Below are 16,585 nucleotides of genomic sequence, written 5' to 3'. Positions count from 1 at the left end.
TATTAATTTCACCCCTTATATTTCATGTCTTTATAATAAAGCGCTTTCATTTTTATCGCAATTAGAAGTAAGTACAACTTTGTCTGACGCAATGCTGACAAAATTAAATAGAATAACGCTTTTCCATATTTGTCTTATTTAGTTCTGAATAGAAGGAACTTATAGGAAATGAATGCTACTCTAGAAGTGCGAATTTTTAGCCGGTTTCAATTAAGAATTAGGTTTTTTTATGAAAGGATTAAAAAAATGACAACAATATGGTTGACGAAAATGCATTTTTCTTTCATTGTTTTAAGTAGTGGCATCATTTTATGATAGAAGTGTAAGAGGGATTAACTTTTACTGCCTATATTAAGGTAGAGTGAATCCCATGGCTAAGTGGGGGGTGATACTTCGACAATAAAATAGGTAATAGTAAAACAGACTTCGTACAGAAAAGCATAGATTGATAGTTAACTAGTTTTCTGTTTGTTTCCAGTTAATTGGGTACATATGCAGTAGATAATAAAAAGACGATTAAACGAAAAAATGCTAAAGTTTTCAAATTGAACAACTAAGGCATAAAAGAATAAGGAGGTTGGGTGTGAATACGAATGAACTTATCTATATCATTTCTGACTCGGTTTGCGAAACAGCTGAGACGATGGTAAAAGCAGTGGCGAGCCAATTTAATAGAGGGGAAGTAAGAATACAACATATTTCTTATGTAGAGGATATAAAAGATCTTAAAAATATTATTACTGCTTCGAAGGAAACTAATTCTATCATTGCTTATACGATTGTCGTTCCATTTTTAAAGCAATATCTTGATCATAAGGCACGAGAAGAAGGCGTTATAGCAGTTGATTTAATGAATCCACTTATGGAGGCCTTTATTCAAAAATTTAATAAAGTCCCAAAAGGGGAACCTAAATTAATGAGGAAATTGGATGATGACTATTTCCGAAGAGTGGAAGCAATTGAGTTTGCTGTGAAACATGATGATGGACAAGATCCTAAAGGTATTAAATTTGCTGATATTGTATTAATTGGTGTTTCCCGAACATCAAAGACACCGCTATCGATGTATTTAGCCCGTAAAGGATATAAGGTAGCTAATATACCTTTAGTACCAGAAATAGCACCTCCTGATTACCTTTTTGAGATTTCTAAAAATAAATGTGTTGGCCTAGTAATAACACCAGATAAATTAACTGGAATTCGAAGGGAACGCTTAAAACATTTAGGGTTAACTAGTGATGCGAATTATGCGAATTTAAAACGGATCTTTCAAGAGTTAGAGTATGCTGAAAATCTTATGAAAAGAATAGGCTGTCCAATCATAAATGTTTCAAATAAAGCAATCGAAGAAACTGCCGATTTAATATTAGCGATGTTAAAAAAGGAAGAGTCGTATATCATAAATAAATTTGTATAGATATCTGATAAGGAAACTAACGAAAAAAGGAACTTTTAGGAGGTAAGTGAGTTAATTTAGAAGAAATGACCCGAATAGGTTTACCTGTTTGATATGATTTTTCCATTTCAACAGAGGCTTGTAACTCATATTATACTTCAGAAAAATCCTTACCTTTAGATGCTGAACTGTCTGCGGAAGAGCAGAAAAAGGTTCTAGAATATGTTAAAAGGGTAGATCTTCTAGAGTAGATTATGATGTAGAGAACTATCTAAAACGAAGAGACTGAATATTATGTTACTTTTGATAGTACGTGAAGGAGGATGCCTGTTGAAACAAAGAACAATATATCTTTTTGTCTTTGTTTCTTCTGCCATTTTAATTTTTATTCTATTAAAATCATTTGAAGAGAAAAAACCTAAAGTAGTTGTTGTTTTAAAAGAATTGAACAGCAACAATCAATATTGGGATATTGTTAAAGCAGGAGCAGAAGAAGGATTTCAAGATTTTGATATTGATGGAAAAGTTATTGCTCCCAGTAATGAGTACAATGTTGCTGAACAGGAGAAGATTTTAAAAGATGTCCTAAAAGAAAGTCCAGATGTATTAATTGTCTCTCTGATTAAATCATCTGAAATTTCTATATTAAAAGGGTTTGATAAAAATAACATTCCAGTGTTGCTAATAGATTCGGACATTCAATGGGAAAACAAGAGGTCTTATATTGGTACCAATAATTTAGAGTTAGGTTTAATAGGAGGTGCTTTGTTAGCTTCAGAATTTCAACCTGGCGATAAAGTGGCTTTAATTACTGGAGAAGAGAGTAATCTAGTTTTACATGATCGAATAAAAGGAGCTAAAACTAGTTTAAAGGACGCAGGGATTAACATAGTGGCTCATGAAACGATAGTAAATAATGCTAAACAGGCAAAAAAAGCAATGGAGAAGATCTTAACTAATCACTCTGATATTAAAGGTGTATATGCAACAACTGATATTATAGCATTAAGTGCCATTGAGTTCATTGAGGAAAATGCGTTTGATATTTCAGTTATTGGAGTAGATGGAGTGACTGAAATGCTTAAATTAATAGAAGAGGGATCGTTATCTAGTACGGTAACACAAAATCCTTATGACATGGGATATTTGAGTATTGAGGCCGCATCGAAAGTAGTTAATGGAGAATATATTGGAAGAAACATTGATAGTGGTGTCGATATTATCACTCAAGATAATGCAGCAGAAAGACTAGACTTTACAAGAAGGGTTATCGGGGTAGAGTAATGTTTTTAAATATCCTATTAGTTTATATTCAGTTAGAATATAAACAACCCTATCACTATATAAAACATGGTTAAGATTACCTTATTTGAAATACAATGTTCTCCAAGTTTATTTTCAAATGCCCTACCCCGCTAGAGTCCAAATAGTTTGAAAGGTACTAAACAAGCAATATAGAGTTGTTAAGATCTAGCAGTTGGAGAATTTGGTAATAGCGGATATAAGATGCTAGTTAATAAAGTTTCTACTAGTTTTTATAATATTTTTAGTTGAGAAATCAAAGATATCTAAGTGGCCAAGCTCTTTTAAAAAGCTTGGCTATTTCGTATCTAGTAAACTTCTTGATATATTAAAGATTTGATTTTAATAGTAAAAAAGAAAATTGTTGAATTTTGTCATTTTATCTTAATCATGGCAACATTTACAATGACAAAATAGGCTTTTCTATAAATTGATACCTCCTATGTATTGGCTTTATTATAAAGTTACACTACTAATAAATGTTATATCATGTTTTTTGAAATTTGAAAGGGGATTAATTAGGAATGACGAATTCAAGTCAGGAAAAATCAGCTGTTAAAGTTAAGATTCAGCGCTTTGGCAGTTTTTTAAGTGGCATGATTATGCCGAATATAGGAGCGTTTATCGCTTGGGGGATTATTACGGCTTTATTTATTCCTACAGGTTGGTTTCCTAATGAAGATTTAGCAAAGCTTGTTAATCCACTGATTAAGTATTTACTTCCATTATTAATTGGTTTTACAGGAGGTAGAATAGTTCACGATGTACGAGGTGGAGTAGTAGGTGCTGCTGCAACAATGGGAGTTATTGTTGCGGCAGATGGGCCAATGATCTTAGGGGCTATGGTTATGGGGCCTTTAGGTGGATGGGTGATCAAAAAATTTGATAAAGCAATTGACGGAAAAGTTAAATCGGGTTTTGAAATGTTGATTAATAATTTTTCAGCGGGAATTATTTCTAGTATTCTAATAGTGCTTGCCTATAAAGTTATTGGACCAGTTATTTTAACAATTAACACAACATTAGCAAGTGGTGTTCAGATAATAGTAGATGCTAAGTTATTACCGCTAGTTAGTTTATTTATTGAACCAGCTAAAGTACTCTTTTTAAATAATGCTATAATGCATGGTGTTTTAAGTCCATTAGGAATTGAGCAAGCCTCAGCAACTGGTAAATCTATCTTATTTTTATTAGAATCTAACCCAGGTCCAGGTCTAGGAATTTTATTGGCCTATATTCTATTTGGTAAAGGGACGGCTAAACAAACAGCAACTGGTGCATCTATCATTCATTTCTTTGGCGGAGTTCAGGAAATTTATTTTCCTTATATTTTAATGAAACCACTTTTACTGCTGGCTGCGATAGCTGGTGGAGCAACCGGGATATTTACTTTCTTATTCTTTGATGTAGGTTTAGTATCGGCTCCTTCTCCTGGTAGTATTTTGAGTATATTAGCTATGGCACCAAGAGGGAACCATCTAGGAATTCTCGCTGGTGTGTTTGCAGCAGCAGCAGTATCTTTCATAATCGCTTCTCTTATCTTAAAAACATCTAAGCAAACAGAAGAAAAAGATTTAGAGAAGGCGGCTGAAAAAACAGCAAGCTTAAAAGGGGAAGAAAGCAAGTCTTCTACCTTCATAAAAGCTGAAATAATTCAACAACAAAATGAAGGAAAAGAAGAAGATGGTTTGAAGAGCCAAATTAAGAAAGGAATTAAGAAAATCATTTTTGCCTGTGATGCAGGCATGGGTTCTAGTGCAATGGGGGCTTCTATTTTAAAAAGAAAAGTTCAACAAGCTGGGTTAGATATCTTAGTATCTAATACTTCAATTAATAACTTACCTGTTGATGCTGATATTGTGATTACGCATAAAGATTTAACAGATCGAGCAAAAGATAAGTTACCCTATGCAATTCATATTTCGGTTGAAAACTTCTTAAACAGTCCAAAATATGAAGAGTTATTACATGTATTACAAAATGAAGAAGGTAATAAAATTATTGAAGTAGAAGAGACTGAACCAACAGAACAAGTATTTGAGAATGTTTCTAAAATTATCTTCGCTTGTGATGCAGGCATGGGTTCTAGTGCGATGGGGGCTTCTATTTTAAAAAGAAAAGTTCAACAAGCTGGGTTAGATATCTTAGTATCCAATACTTCGATCAATAATTTACCTGCGGATGCTAATATTGTGATTACACATAAAGATTTAACAGATCGAGCGAAAGCTAAATTGCCTCATGCATATCACATTTCAGTTGAAAATTTTTTAAGTAGTCCAAAGTACGATGAACTTATAGAAAAATTAGATTCAAAATTAGTGACTGTTTAACCTGGTTCAATTAAGAACCAGGTTTTCTTTTCCATAAATAAGAGAAAAATCTTGCTAGGCAAGGGGGTAAAGATAGGAAGGGATTGAACCTCGGACCTCTACGCTGCCAGGGTGGTTTAATGAATTTCCTTTAGTTATCAAAAGACATTTTAAAGCACGAATGGCTTAGGTTTTTGTATAAATGAGTCTAAATGTTTTTATCTTTGATTCTCTGTAGTTATCTATAATGTATGACCAAAATATGACCAATTTATTTACAGGAAGAAGTAAAAATGAACTTTTAAAATATATATTATTAATTCGAATAAAAGTCTATAAAGCCTTCATTCCATAAAGGGATGAGGGCTTTGTCTATATTAGAAGGAGGAAATGAAATGACAAAAAGTTCTCTTTTAAATGAACCTGAACAACTTTCAATGTTTAATCAAAGTGGAACAAAGAAATCAGCGAAACGTATAAATATTGTGAGTCTTAAGTTAGTGAAGGAATCAAGTTTGTTGTATAAGGAAAGGTCAATACGATCGCCAGAAGATGGGTATTTACTATTTAAACAATTTCTACATGATGCTGACCGAGAGCACTTTATTGTTATTTGTTTAGATACTAAGAACCAACCGACTGCAATTAATATCTGTCATATAGGTAGTCTTAATGCAAGTATCGTCCACCCAAGGGAGGTACTAAAACCAGCAATCTTGTCTAACGCAGCCTCGATTATTGTAGGACATAACCATCCTTCTGGGAAAGCTGAGCCTAGCCGAGAAGATATAGAAGTTACTAAGAGATTAGTAGAGGCTGGGAAAATTATTGGAATAGAAGTGTTAGACCATATAATTGTTGGCGATGAGGTGTATATCTCATTAAAAGAAAAAGGTTATATATAAAGGTTTAAATCTAAATATTGATTTATGAAACCTTAGGTATGGAGTGATAAAATGTCCATAGTTGTTAGGGATTGGTTGATTCTCTCAATGGAGCAGAAAATAGAATTATTACAGATTATTTCAAAAAAATTAAATTGAAAAATGATATTTAAAGAAGGTTTTCTTATAAGATTTGTCAATAATCTTGAATAGATTTTTCTGTAACAAGATTGTTAAGAAGCTGAAGGAGTGAATTTCGAAATAGGTCTAAATTCAGCTTCTTTATTTTTTGAATCTAATTATGTTATTTGACAAAATCCAGATTGGTAACTACGAACTCTACCATTCTAAAATCAAAACTATACTTTGGAATAAGATTCTATTTATTTGAAAAAATATAATTACTTATTATAGTTATTGAAAATCAGTAACCGGGTCCGATCGTTGAAGAAGAACTAAGCATTTATACATCAATTATAAGAAATATTTTAATATGAATGGTGGTGAACCATGTCACAAGTAAGTGAGATTTTTCTGATACAGCACCTTCCTATTATTCGGAGAAGGTGCTGTTTTGGTACTTGTATTTGTATGTTAGATGGAAATTTGTTGCATGAAGGCTTGTTTTTGTTTTTTGTGACATTTCCAGTTTTTGGTGCCGAATCTAACTTAATCGAATTTGACTGCTTCAGTTTCAGGATATTCAGCTTTATTACTTTATAAGATATAATTAAAAATATGTATGGAATTTTTAGGAAATAAGGTAGGGGTGTGAATATTCATGAAAACTAGATTCGAAAAATGGTATGAGAATTATGATTTTCCCGGTGATGCTAAAACTCTCTTTGAAGAATCAGTGTTATGCTATAAGATTTCTGCTTACAGAGCTTCTTTTATCATGTCTTATTTAGGAATTCAAACAGTTCTACGTGAAAGACTACTCAATTCTCATAATAAGCCTAACAATATACCGCAAAATATGTGGGAGAAAAAATTAGAAGAATTAAAAGATGATAATGCATGGGATAATACGGTTGGATAGTCTACACTTAGTTGGACAGATATTTTAAGGTCAAGTAGAATACGAATAAGACAATCAGAGGAGAATCTACCATGACCAAAAGAGCACGTCGAACATTTACGGAGGAATTCAAACAACAAATGGTGCAATTATATCTGAACGGAAAACCGAGAAAGGATCTTATTAGGGAATATGAGTTAACGCCTTCTTCCTTAGATAAGTGGATTAATCAGCATCAAACATCCGGCTCTTTCCAAGAAAAAGATAATTTAACGCCGGAACAAAAGGAACTTCAAGAGCTTCGGAAAAGAAACAAACAACTGGAGATGGAGAATGACATTTTAAAGCAAGCAGCGCTGATACTAGGACGAAAGTAAATGTGATTAAGAACAATCAGCACAAGTACTCGATATCAGCCATGTGCAAAGTCCTACAACTTCCAAGAAGCACGTATTATTATGAGGCAAAGGAAAGGCCATCAGAGGACGAATTGAAAACAAAAATTATGGAAATCTTTCACTTAAGCCGTCAAAACTACGGTACTCGTAAGATAAAGGTAGAGCTAAAAAAACAAGGGCTTATCGTTTCTAGACGTCGAATTGGTCGTATGATGCGAGAACAAGGTTTGGTTTCTTCTTATACAGTTGCCCAATTTAAACTACATTCTACTAAGCCCAACAAATCTAACCAGCAAAATGAATTAAACCGTGAATTCCGCCAAGAAGAAGAAATGACGGTGGTTGTAAGCGATTTGACATACGTAAGAGTCGATAAAAAATGGCAATATGTATGTGTATTTGTTGATCTCTTTAACCGGGAAATCGTAGGATATAGCACAGGCCCGAACAAAGATGCAGCACTCGTCTATCGTGCTTTTTCGTCCATTAAGAAGGACTTGAGAAAGATTCAATATTTTCACACGGATCGTGGGAATGAATTTAAAAATAGGATAATAGATGAAGTTCTAGAGACGTTTCATATCAAACGATCATTAAGCAGGAAAAGCTGCCCGTATGATAATGCCGTAGCAGAAGCAACCTTTAAAATCATTAAAACAGAGTTTATCAGAAAAAGACATTTTACTAGTTTAGAAGAATTATCAAGAGAATTATACGACTACGTCAATTGGTTTAATTACATTCGAATTCACGGAACATTGAATTATTTAAGCCCCATCGAATATAAACGGAAACACCTTAAAAAAGCTGTCTAGTTTTGTGTTGACATACCACTTTGTGGAGGTGCTAAACATTGGGTCAAAAATTTGAAATAAACCTTATAAAATTCCTTTATTTCTTTGGTATTAGTTCTTTTATATACTTAATAAAAAAACCACTTGCAAAGGACTGGCTCCTTGTTTTCTTTATAAAAAGTTACTATGCATCATTGGTCGATAATCTGGTTGTAAAAAGAGGCTATGTTCAATATCCCACCCGATTTCCAAAACAAGTTAAAACAAGCGTGTTGTTTGATTACATACTTTTCCCAATTACTTGTGTCTTTTATAATCAACTAACTAAGGATTCCCGCATCATTCAGTGCCTTTTAAAAGTTCTGTATTTCAGTATACCTATGACTATTGCTGAGCTATGGTTAGAAAAAAATACACGTATTATTAAATATAAAAATGGATGGAATTGGACAACTACTTTTTATTCTCTCTCTTTTTCCTTATTATTGGTTAGATTTACAATGTCTGTTATAAGACGTATCTTCAATAATAAATACGATTTGTCTTAGATGGAGGTTGTTAATCAACAATAAGAGTCAAAAAGAATATAGGAACATTTGAAGAATGATTAAATCTGCATATTTGTTTCAATTATTCACAATTTTTTCTCTACATTAACTTAAATATCCTACTGATTTTCTGTTAATAAGCACCGAAAACGGTCGTTTATGGATATAAAACACTCAGAACATAAAAAGCCCTGATTTTTCTGCTTAGCATAGAAAAATCAGGGCTTTTCCTTCCCCAAAATGTTTTAGCGTATAATATACCCGTTTTGTCGGCAGGACCCCAATAATAGATACTTTTAAATAGATACAGCTTGAAGTTTTCATTTTCTTTTCCTAAGTTGTATGGGTTAACCCTATGCCCTTTTAATCAAAATATATCGAATATTTATTAGCGATACCTTATGAATGAATTTTCACTACATTATGATTAATCCAGCCATTTAATCAGCGTTTTTCCTACCTCTAAAAAAACTATTAAAGAATGATTCATTGTATATTTGGAATAATAACTTTGTATTTGTATAGTTAGTCAAAAAGGAGGGAACCAAAATGGATATTCAAAAATTAGCCGACCATGAGTCATTGGATCTACATGAAGTTATTAATTTTAAAACCCTATGCTTAGCGAAATCAAAACTAATGCAAGGACTGGTATTTGATCATGATTTGAGAGCATTAATGCAAAAAGATGTTGAACAATCCATGCAAGCGCTTGGAGAATTACAGGCAATTTATCAACGTGCACCTTTTCAAGCGCCTGTTCCTCAAAACCGGCCAACACCAATAATAAATTGAAAGGAAGGCAAATTCATTGAACAATGACTATTTAGACCCTATAAACGCGCTACACGTACCAGAGCTAGCAGATACCACATTTGCGATGGATTTACTTCTTCGTGCCAAAGAAGGTGTGCGCAATATTGCAGTTGCATTAACGGAGTCCGCATCACCTGATGTTAGAACCCTTTTACGAAACCAGTTAATGCAAGGGATTGCCATGCACCAAGAAATTACAGAATTAATGATTAATAAAAAATGGTTCCATCCATACGAACTAAGTGAACAGTATAAACTAGATCAACTCTCTGCCAACAATACATTGAAGATTGGCAAAATGAATCTATTCCCTGTTGAGACCAATAGAAAAGGTATGTTTGACCGGACACCTGATGAACACTAACACTGGAGGCTGTAACCAATGAAGGCAGTAACGTATCAAGGTATTAAAAATGTTGTAGTCAAAGAAGTTCCAGATCCAAAGATTGAAAAACCAGATGACATGATTATTAAAGTAACGAGTACAGCTATATGTGGGTCTGATTTACATTTAATTCATGGCATGATTCCTAACCTGCAAGAAAACTATGTTATTGGCCATGAACCAATGGGAATCGTCGAAGAAGTTGGTCCAGGTGTGACTAAGCTAAAAAAGGGAGATCGAGTAATTATCCCCTTTAATATAGCATGCGGTGAATGCTTTTTTTGTAAAAACCATTTGGAAAGCCAATGTGATAATTCTAATGATAATGGTGATATGGGTGCCTATTTCGGATATTCTGGTACGACGGGGGGCTATCCAGGTGGGCAAGCTGAATATTTAAGAGTGCCATTTGCCAACTTTACTCATTTCAAAATTCCAGAGACTTGTGAAGAACCAGATGAAAAGTTAGCAGTTATTGCCGATGCGATGACTACTGGTTTTTGGAGTGTTGACAATGCAGGTGTAAAGGATGGAGATACAGTTATTGTTCTTGGCTGTGGTCCGGTTGGTCTTTTTGCTCAAAAATTCTGTTGGTTAAAAGGGGCAAAGCGAGTCATTGCCGTTGATTATGTCAATTATCGCCTGCAGCACGCAAAGCGCACCAACAAAGTAGAAATTGTTAACTTTGAGGACCATGAGAATGTAGGAAGTTACCTGAAGGAAATCACCAAAGGCGGCGCTGATGTTGTCATTGATGCAGTTGGTATGGACGGTAAAATGACTGATATGGAGTTCCTTGCAAGCGGAATGAAGCTTCAAGGGGGAGCATTAAGTCCGTTTATCATGGCTTCACAAGCAGTGCGTAAAGGCGGGACAATTCAAGTTACTGGCGTTTACGGCGGCAGATATAATGGTTTCCCTCTTGGAGATATTATGCAGCGAAATATCAATATCCGCTCCGGTCAAGCACCTGTCATCCACTATATGCCATATATGTTTGAATTAGTTTCGACCGGAAAAATTGATCCAGGAGATGTCGTAAGTCATGTACTTCCACTTAGTGAAGCAAAGCGTGGCTATGAGATTTTTGACACAAAAATGGATGATTGTATAAAAGTCGTGTTGAAACCTTGAGGAAGGAGGTATAAAAAATGAACTACGCCTTACATGAAGTTCTTGAGGTCCATGAGATGGCTGCATTTAAGACCACTTGTTTAACTAAATCCAAAACGATGAAAGCGTTAGTTACAGATCAGCTATTAAAAGATATTATGCAGCAAGACATTGATGTATCTACGAGACAATTACAAGAATATGCTTCTATCCTTTCCAACGCTAAGCAGTAAATTAGGAGATGAATGAACATGAATCCAATCATTGAAACTTTAACTGGAATGGACGCACTATCGGATCAGGTCGTTGCAATGGATCTACTCATTTCAGCTAAAAGTGGAGTTAGAAATTATGCCATGGCAGTTACGGAGGCAGGAACACCGGAAATTAAAGAAATGCTCACTCGCCATTTAGTGGAAGCTCTTGATATGCATGAACAAATATCCTCATATATGGTAGAAAAAGGATGGTACCATGCTTGGGATACAAACGAACAGATCAGTTTGGATTTAAATAATATCAATACAGCATTGAACTTACCGACATTATAAAAATTTCCAGGAACAGTTTAACACTCACCAAATAAACTGTTCCTAATAAACCATTTTGAGTTTATTTGGCAGAAGTAAATAAAGTTAATACTTCTTGCTTACTCGAGTTTGTTTTACACTATATAATTGAAAACAATTAATTGACTATTTTTATTATGAAAAGGTCGGAGCAGGAAATTCATCAATTTTGATACGAAGTAAACTATAAGGTTTCTGTCGTAAGTCTTTTCCATAATGAAATCTAGGCTGTCGATGTAATTGGTTCACAATGACATACAAATATTGATCCGGACCAATTGAAAAAGTATCCGGCCACAAAATTCTCGGATCATGTGCGATAGTTTCCATTATGCCATTTGGCAATATCTTACGGATACTGTTGTTTTCATAATCTCCAGCATAAACAGTTCCCTTTGCATCGGTGATCATTCCATCAGACGCACCTTTTTCTCCCCAATACTTCACATGATAATGTAAATCCATGTCCGGTATCAATCTGTCTCTTAGGGCTTCTGTTGAGATCGAGAACAAATGACGACTGGTTAGTGGAGCAAAAAATAATATCTTTCCATCGGGAGAAATCGCAAGACTATCAGACGCCAATCTAAATGGAGAAGTTGAACCGTCTTTGTTTCGATTCATTAATATTTGACCTTCTACTTTCGGTAAAAAATAGGGATCGGGTGAAGTTGAATTTGCCCCATTTAACCGTCTGAACGCGTTTCCATTTGATAAATCTACGACGATAATAGCTCCTGGTCCTCTTGAAGAAGAATCCGTTATATAGGCATAACCTGCTTTTCCTACACGAAAATCAAAACGGACATCATTCAGATAAGTTGTAGGCAGGACAACATCTTCTGTAAAGGTATATACTTTTCTTATTGTATTAGTTTTTAGATCAACAGCAACTAGTTTTGCCCCTCCTTTTATTGGTTCAGAAAAATTCGGTGCCGCAGTATCTAATACCCAAAGTGTTCCCCTACCATCCGCGACTACACTTTGGACACTGATGAAAGACATTGTGATATTCCCTGGGTCAAACAAATTAGTTTCGTAACTAGGATAAGGTTGCAATTGACCCCCAACAATTTCAGCCACGGTAAATTTAACGACGTCTCCCCATTTCGGAAAGCAAATGAAAATGCGACCGGTTTCTGACACACTAACACCTGTAGGCATGGCTCCATAAAATGCATAAACTAGTTCTAAATTACCGAAATATTTTTCACTAGGTAACATAGGTTTCATAATATCCTCCTCAAGCATTCAAACGGGATATCTCCTATATATGATTTATATTTTTTCTAGTGCATGTTTCTTAATAAGTTTTTCTATACGAAAAGATGATTGAATTGATTGTTTTCGAAATTTAATAAGTCTGTCAGAAGAAAGGAAACATTTTAATTTAAAGGTCTCCAGATGAAGTAGAATTCAATTAGCAGGTAGCGAAGTTCAATATTCCCGAATCAACGTTAAGCTGTTATAAATAAAAATTGGGGAAATTTGCTTTTTTAACTTTGTGAAGAAATGTACTTAATACAGATAGGTAAGGGTTTGAAGTTATCGCCCCCTTTTCCCCCTGTTCACACCGTACGTGCGACTTTCACCGCATACGGCGTTCCAACTAAACCAATTTATTGTTTTTCTATGTATTAAAGCAGAAGAGTGCTGGTTTTCCAGTATTAGATCATTTCATTTTGACACTTTAATCGTAGTTTATTTACTTTTTCCTTCTGCTTACTATCTAGATTTAAGGATTGTAAGAGATTTTCTATTTTAACTTTGTCTCTTAGATGTATCAACTGATGTATTGCTTTATGAACAATAATCAAGTTTGAATAATTGTCATCTCTCGACAGTGAAAATGGAGTTATATGATGGCAATGCCATTCATGAATCCCTAACTCTTCACCTAATATGGCACATTTTCCATATTGCGCGATAAACTTACTGATTCTGTTGTCATTGTACTCAATTGATCTGTTTGGAATGTAGTTTTTCATGATATAAGAGAGCGTTGTTTTATCAATAGCTTTCAGGCTATTGTGTATTTTATCTCTACCTTCGGTAGTAAAGTTACAAATCGTTTGCGAGAAACACAGTGGAGTTTTCCAACGCTGGGCGTGTATGGGGACAAATACCATCTGTTGTATCTTAAATAGTCTTACGTTATAACCTTTGTACCTCTTCTGTAAGGTTTTTGTCATATCATGAGTACTTGCCTCGGTTCTAATGTTCTTTAATTGATTATATATCGATTTACGAAGATGAGCGTTTAACTGATTCAGATTGATAGTAATGTTAGTTGCGAAAGAGTAATAGTTTTGGATTCCCATAACGACAGTATTGAAATTCCAAACAGTTTCAGCACAAGGTTTTCTTTTGACCACTTTTATAGCCTCCTTAATCTGTCTGAAGGCATTTTCTTTAGCCTTTTTGGACATATCAGACCTCGCTACATAACCAAATCTTGTTTTTCCTTTCCTTACAGCCTTTATTAAGAATCCAAGAAACTCGGAAGAGTTTTTCTTTAGATTTATTACTTTCGATTTCTCCTCGCTTGTTTCCAAATGAAGTCTTTTTCCCAAGAAATCTCTCAATGCGTAGTTCATTCTTATTGCCTGTGACCTAGTTCTGCACAGTACCTTAAAATCATCCGCATACCGGATGATAAAATACTCTTTTAAAGACGTTTTCTTTAGTTGCTGATATTTACTACCAGAGGTGGAGTAGGTATATCTGCTTTCAAACGTTTCCCATTGGTCACTAACCCACCAATCTAATTCATTTAATACAATATTAGATAGTAAAGGTGACAGTATACCACCTTGTGGGGTACCCTTACTAGGAACACCTTCCCCTTCAATCTTTGCTTTTAGTAGCCTTGATATAATAGAAAGAAGTGATTTATCCCTTATGCCTATAGACCACATTTGTTTCAAAAGCTTACTATGATTAACGTTATCAAAGAATCCTTTAATATCTACATCAACACAATGATGTAGGCCCGATTGGTTAATTAGAAACTCAAGTCTGGCTTTGGCATGATGCGTGCTTCGGTTCGGTCTGAATCCATAACTATGTTTATGGAATTTTGCTTCGCAAATTGGCTCTAAAATTTGGAGTATGCACTGTTGGAAAATTCTATCCCAAATTGTTGGAATACCCAAAGGTCTAGTTTTCCCCTTTCCTTTTGGGATGAAAACACGCCTTACTGTTTGTGGTTCGTACCTTTTAAACATGGATTGAACCTTTGCTATTACATCTTCTACTGTTAAATGCTGAATATCATTAATTGTTAGCTTGTCGGTTCCAGCAGTTTTACTACCAGTGTTCCTTTTAATGTTCCGGTAGGCAAGTCGTATATTATCTTGAGAACTCATTAATTCTGTTAAGTCATAGAAGTTATGACCACTGACACTTTGAGAATATAGTCTATCAAAACAGTCTTGCATACTATAATACTCACTGTGCCTCAGTTTCTTCCGTTTCAATAAGTTGGTTATAAACCTCTTTTAGTCTTACAAGAACCTTATTAATCGATAAAGAACTGCCTTACTTGGTTCAATAAATCTTTATTAGTCTAGTGGCTATCCCTCCATATTGATTAGACATTTTATTGGTACTGTGCCACTACTTTCACTGATATTAAGACAAGTTATACAGTAACTAGTATCATTATTGCTTTCCTTGCCAACGTTTCATTAGAAGTAAGTCCTCCACGTTATCAGTTTACAACGTTGAATTATATCTATTAAAGAATGAACTTAGGTGCTTCCTTTAAGCCTGTTAACGTTCATACGCCTGTAACGTATCATGGGTTTTTATATTAGTTATTCTTACTCACCCACAGTTAACCTCACAATTTGGTGATATACACATTTCTATGTATCGCAGTTATAGACCCGTACATTCAGAAGTTTGTCAGCTTAACCTTTACTTTTAGGTTTTTTCGCATTCTCACCATATTCATTCAACTCAAGCACCATGAATTACACCACTCCATCGAGTAGGCTTTCGTCAGCCGAACTGATACGGTAATTTCTCACGCCTTTTCACCGAGCTTATAACACTATCATACTTACTAAATCTAGTGCTATTCGACTAAGAGAGAACCCTTCCGAGCGTTACCTCATCATTTGATTCTTTGATATAACCCTTCAGTTCCGAAAGGAACTGCCTAGTCTTTACCGGAGTAATGTGACCATCCTCCCTTTAAACTAGGAACATTTCGCACAGCTAAACTGCCCCTTTAGTTTAATAAGCAAGATTGGACATTCATGCATAAAAATAAACGATTATACACCATATCATTCATTTAATAATGCCTAGAACTTTATAAACATACTGCCATTAGATACATGAATTGGTTGCCAGATACAATTAGTGTCGATCCGCTCTATTATTCATTAAAATATAGTTTTTATAGCAAACATTATAATAATTAATAAATTAGGGGGGCATTAAATAATGTTTGATAATCATGATGATATCCTTACAGTTGATGAGCTTATGGACATACTTTATATCGGAAAGAATACTGCATATCAGCTGTTAAATAGTAGGAAAATCCAGGCATTTAAAATAGGACGAGTATGGAAAATACCTCGTGAAGCGGTTACTCAATATATTATTCAACAATCGGGAAGTAAAAATTAGATATTTATTAGATCAATCTCACACCTGAATTTTTTTAAGGGTGTGAGATTTTTGTAGGCTATTCCAACATTAAAGAGAAATTATTCAACAGTTATTAATTTTAAAGGGTTTCTTAATACATCATGTTTCCATCTTCGTGGTATTGTAACTGGATTAACACCAATTCTATTAAAATTTTCAATACAGCGTTTGATCTGATTGTCATTTAGACCATTTTTATTTTTTATTTCTTTTATTGCTTTATCTAAATTTCTAAGACTACTTGTCTGTTCTAATAGGTCTAACATCCGCTGCTTCATCTTAGGTTTGAATTCACTTTTTATAGTCAATTCCCTGGCAATTTCTAACTTGTAATAATCTCCTTCTAATAATAGATACTTTACATTGGATTTGAGTCAATATT

General features: G+C 34.3%; 15 protein-coding genes. 13 read left to right on the top strand and 2 right to left on the bottom strand.

Features of this window, described 5'->3' with window-relative positions; all coding sequences use genetic code 11:
* The first annotated feature begins 583 nt into the window (after nt 1-583).
* The 12 genes from CWS01_RS21830 to CWS01_RS21775 all read left to right on the top strand — a co-directional run bounded on the left by CWS01_RS21830 (nt 584) and on the right by CWS01_RS21775 (nt 11,520).
* Nucleotides 584-1,417: a pyruvate, water dikinase regulatory protein gene (locus CWS01_RS21830; RefSeq protein ID WP_101179654.1), complete on the top strand. Its 834-nt coding sequence runs from the start codon at nt 584-586 to the stop codon at nt 1,415-1,417.
* Between the two features lie 309 nt (nt 1,418-1,726).
* Nucleotides 1,727-2,680 carry a sugar ABC transporter substrate-binding protein gene (locus tag CWS01_RS21825; protein WP_157827728.1) on the top strand — a complete coding sequence of 318 codons (954 nt, stop codon included), beginning with the start codon at nt 1,727-1,729 and terminating at the stop codon, nt 2,678-2,680.
* A 542-nt stretch (nt 2,681-3,222) separates the two neighbouring features.
* Nucleotides 3,223-5,031, top strand: a complete 1,809-nt coding sequence (locus CWS01_RS21820; protein WP_101179650.1) for a PTS mannitol-specific transporter subunit IIBC — start codon at nt 3,223-3,225, stop codon at nt 5,029-5,031.
* A 374-nt stretch (nt 5,032-5,405) separates the two neighbouring features.
* Nucleotides 5,406-5,915 (top strand): RadC family protein, encoded by a 510-nt coding sequence (gene radC, locus CWS01_RS21815; protein WP_101179648.1) that lies wholly within the window; start codon nt 5,406-5,408, stop codon nt 5,913-5,915.
* 760 nt (nt 5,916-6,675) lie between these two features.
* The gene (locus tag CWS01_RS21810; RefSeq protein ID WP_101179646.1) at nt 6,676-6,936 is read left to right on the top strand and encodes a hypothetical protein; all 261 of its coding nucleotides are present in this window, start codon (nt 6,676-6,678) and stop codon (nt 6,934-6,936) included.
* A 71-nt stretch (nt 6,937-7,007) separates the two neighbouring features.
* Nucleotides 7,008-8,128, top strand: a protein-coding gene (locus tag CWS01_RS21805; protein ID WP_101179644.1) for an IS3 family transposase whose coding sequence is annotated in 2 segments (ribosomal slippage) — nt 7,008-7,257 and nt 7,257-8,128 — 1,122 coding nt in all. Because the reading frame shifts where the segments join, the coding sequence is not laid out codon by codon here.
* A 38-nt stretch (nt 8,129-8,166) separates the two neighbouring features.
* On the top strand, nt 8,167-8,655 hold the full coding sequence (locus tag CWS01_RS21800; RefSeq protein WP_193603804.1) for a CBO0543 family protein: 489 nt from the start codon (nt 8,167-8,169) through the stop codon (nt 8,653-8,655).
* Between the two features lie 549 nt (nt 8,656-9,204).
* Nucleotides 9,205-9,450, top strand: a complete 246-nt coding sequence (locus CWS01_RS21795; protein ID WP_101179642.1) for a spore gernimation protein GerQ — start codon at nt 9,205-9,207, stop codon at nt 9,448-9,450.
* Nucleotides 9,451-9,466: 16 nt separating this feature from the next.
* Nucleotides 9,467-9,835, top strand: coding sequence for a spore coat protein (locus CWS01_RS21790; protein WP_101179640.1), 369 nt, complete (start codon nt 9,467-9,469; stop codon nt 9,833-9,835).
* Between the two features lie 18 nt (nt 9,836-9,853).
* Nucleotides 9,854-10,990: a zinc-dependent alcohol dehydrogenase gene (locus tag CWS01_RS21785; RefSeq protein WP_101179638.1), complete on the top strand. Its 1,137-nt coding sequence runs from the start codon at nt 9,854-9,856 to the stop codon at nt 10,988-10,990.
* A 17-nt stretch (nt 10,991-11,007) separates the two neighbouring features.
* Complete coding sequence (locus CWS01_RS21780) at nt 11,008-11,202, top strand: hypothetical protein (RefSeq protein WP_007083743.1); 195 nt, start codon at nt 11,008-11,010, stop codon at nt 11,200-11,202.
* An 18-nt stretch (nt 11,203-11,220) separates the two neighbouring features.
* Nucleotides 11,221-11,520 carry a spore coat protein gene (locus tag CWS01_RS21775; RefSeq protein WP_101179636.1) on the top strand — a complete coding sequence of 100 codons (300 nt, stop codon included), beginning with the start codon at nt 11,221-11,223 and terminating at the stop codon, nt 11,518-11,520.
* Between the two features lie 153 nt (nt 11,521-11,673).
* On the opposite strand, the gene CWS01_RS21770 is transcribed toward CWS01_RS21775, so the two are convergent.
* Together CWS01_RS21770 and ltrA are read right to left on the bottom strand one after the other, a co-directional pair.
* A complete protein-coding gene (locus tag CWS01_RS21770) occupies nt 11,674-12,771 on the bottom strand; it encodes an L-dopachrome tautomerase-related protein (RefSeq protein WP_101179634.1) in 1,098 nt (365 codons plus the stop codon).
* A gap of 434 nt (nt 12,772-13,205) precedes the next feature.
* On the bottom strand, nt 13,206-14,978 hold the full coding sequence (gene ltrA, locus CWS01_RS21765; RefSeq protein WP_101179632.1) for a group II intron reverse transcriptase/maturase: 1,773 nt from the start codon (nt 14,976-14,978) through the stop codon (nt 13,206-13,208).
* 1,015 nt (nt 14,979-15,993) lie between these two features.
* On the opposite strand from ltrA, the gene CWS01_RS21760 reads away from it, so the two are divergent.
* On the top strand, nt 15,994-16,182 hold the full coding sequence (locus CWS01_RS21760; RefSeq protein ID WP_193603803.1) for a helix-turn-helix domain-containing protein: 189 nt from the start codon (nt 15,994-15,996) through the stop codon (nt 16,180-16,182).
* Nucleotides 16,183-16,585 lie beyond the last annotated feature (403 nt).

The sequence above is a fragment of the Niallia nealsonii genome (genome assembly GCF_002835805.1).
Classification (GTDB): Bacteria; Bacillota; Bacilli; order Bacillales; family Cytobacillaceae; genus Niallia; species Niallia nealsonii.
Note: the sequence above shows the minus strand (reverse complement) of the source record. Positions and strands in the feature narration are given on the sequence as shown.

What these genes read in the sequence shown, in the direction of transcription:
- CWS01_RS21820 (WP_101179650.1), top strand. Translation starts at nt 3,223, where the DNA reads ATGACGAATTCAAGTCAGGAAAAATCAGCTGTTAAAGTTAAGATTCAG.
- radC (WP_101179648.1), top strand. Translation starts at nt 5,406, where the DNA reads ATGACAAAAAGTTCTCTTTTAAATGAACCTGAACAACTTTCAATGTTT.
- CWS01_RS21810 (WP_101179646.1), top strand. Translation starts at nt 6,676, where the DNA reads ATGAAAACTAGATTCGAAAAATGGTATGAGAATTATGATTTTCCCGGT.
- CWS01_RS21795 (WP_101179642.1), top strand. Translation starts at nt 9,205, where the DNA reads ATGGATATTCAAAAATTAGCCGACCATGAGTCATTGGATCTACATGAA.
- CWS01_RS21785 (WP_101179638.1), top strand. Translation starts at nt 9,854, where the DNA reads ATGAAGGCAGTAACGTATCAAGGTATTAAAAATGTTGTAGTCAAAGAA.
- CWS01_RS21780 (WP_007083743.1), top strand. Translation starts at nt 11,008, where the DNA reads ATGAACTACGCCTTACATGAAGTTCTTGAGGTCCATGAGATGGCTGCA.
- CWS01_RS21775 (WP_101179636.1), top strand. Translation starts at nt 11,221, where the DNA reads ATGAATCCAATCATTGAAACTTTAACTGGAATGGACGCACTATCGGAT.
- CWS01_RS21770 (WP_101179634.1), bottom strand. Translation starts at nt 12,771, where the DNA reads ATGAAACCTATGTTACCTAGTGAAAAATATTTCGGTAATTTAGAACTA.
- ltrA (WP_101179632.1), bottom strand. Translation starts at nt 14,978, where the DNA reads ATGCAAGACTGTTTTGATAGACTATATTCTCAAAGTGTCAGTGGTCAT.
- CWS01_RS21760 (WP_193603803.1), top strand. Translation starts at nt 15,994, where the DNA reads ATGTTTGATAATCATGATGATATCCTTACAGTTGATGAGCTTATGGAC.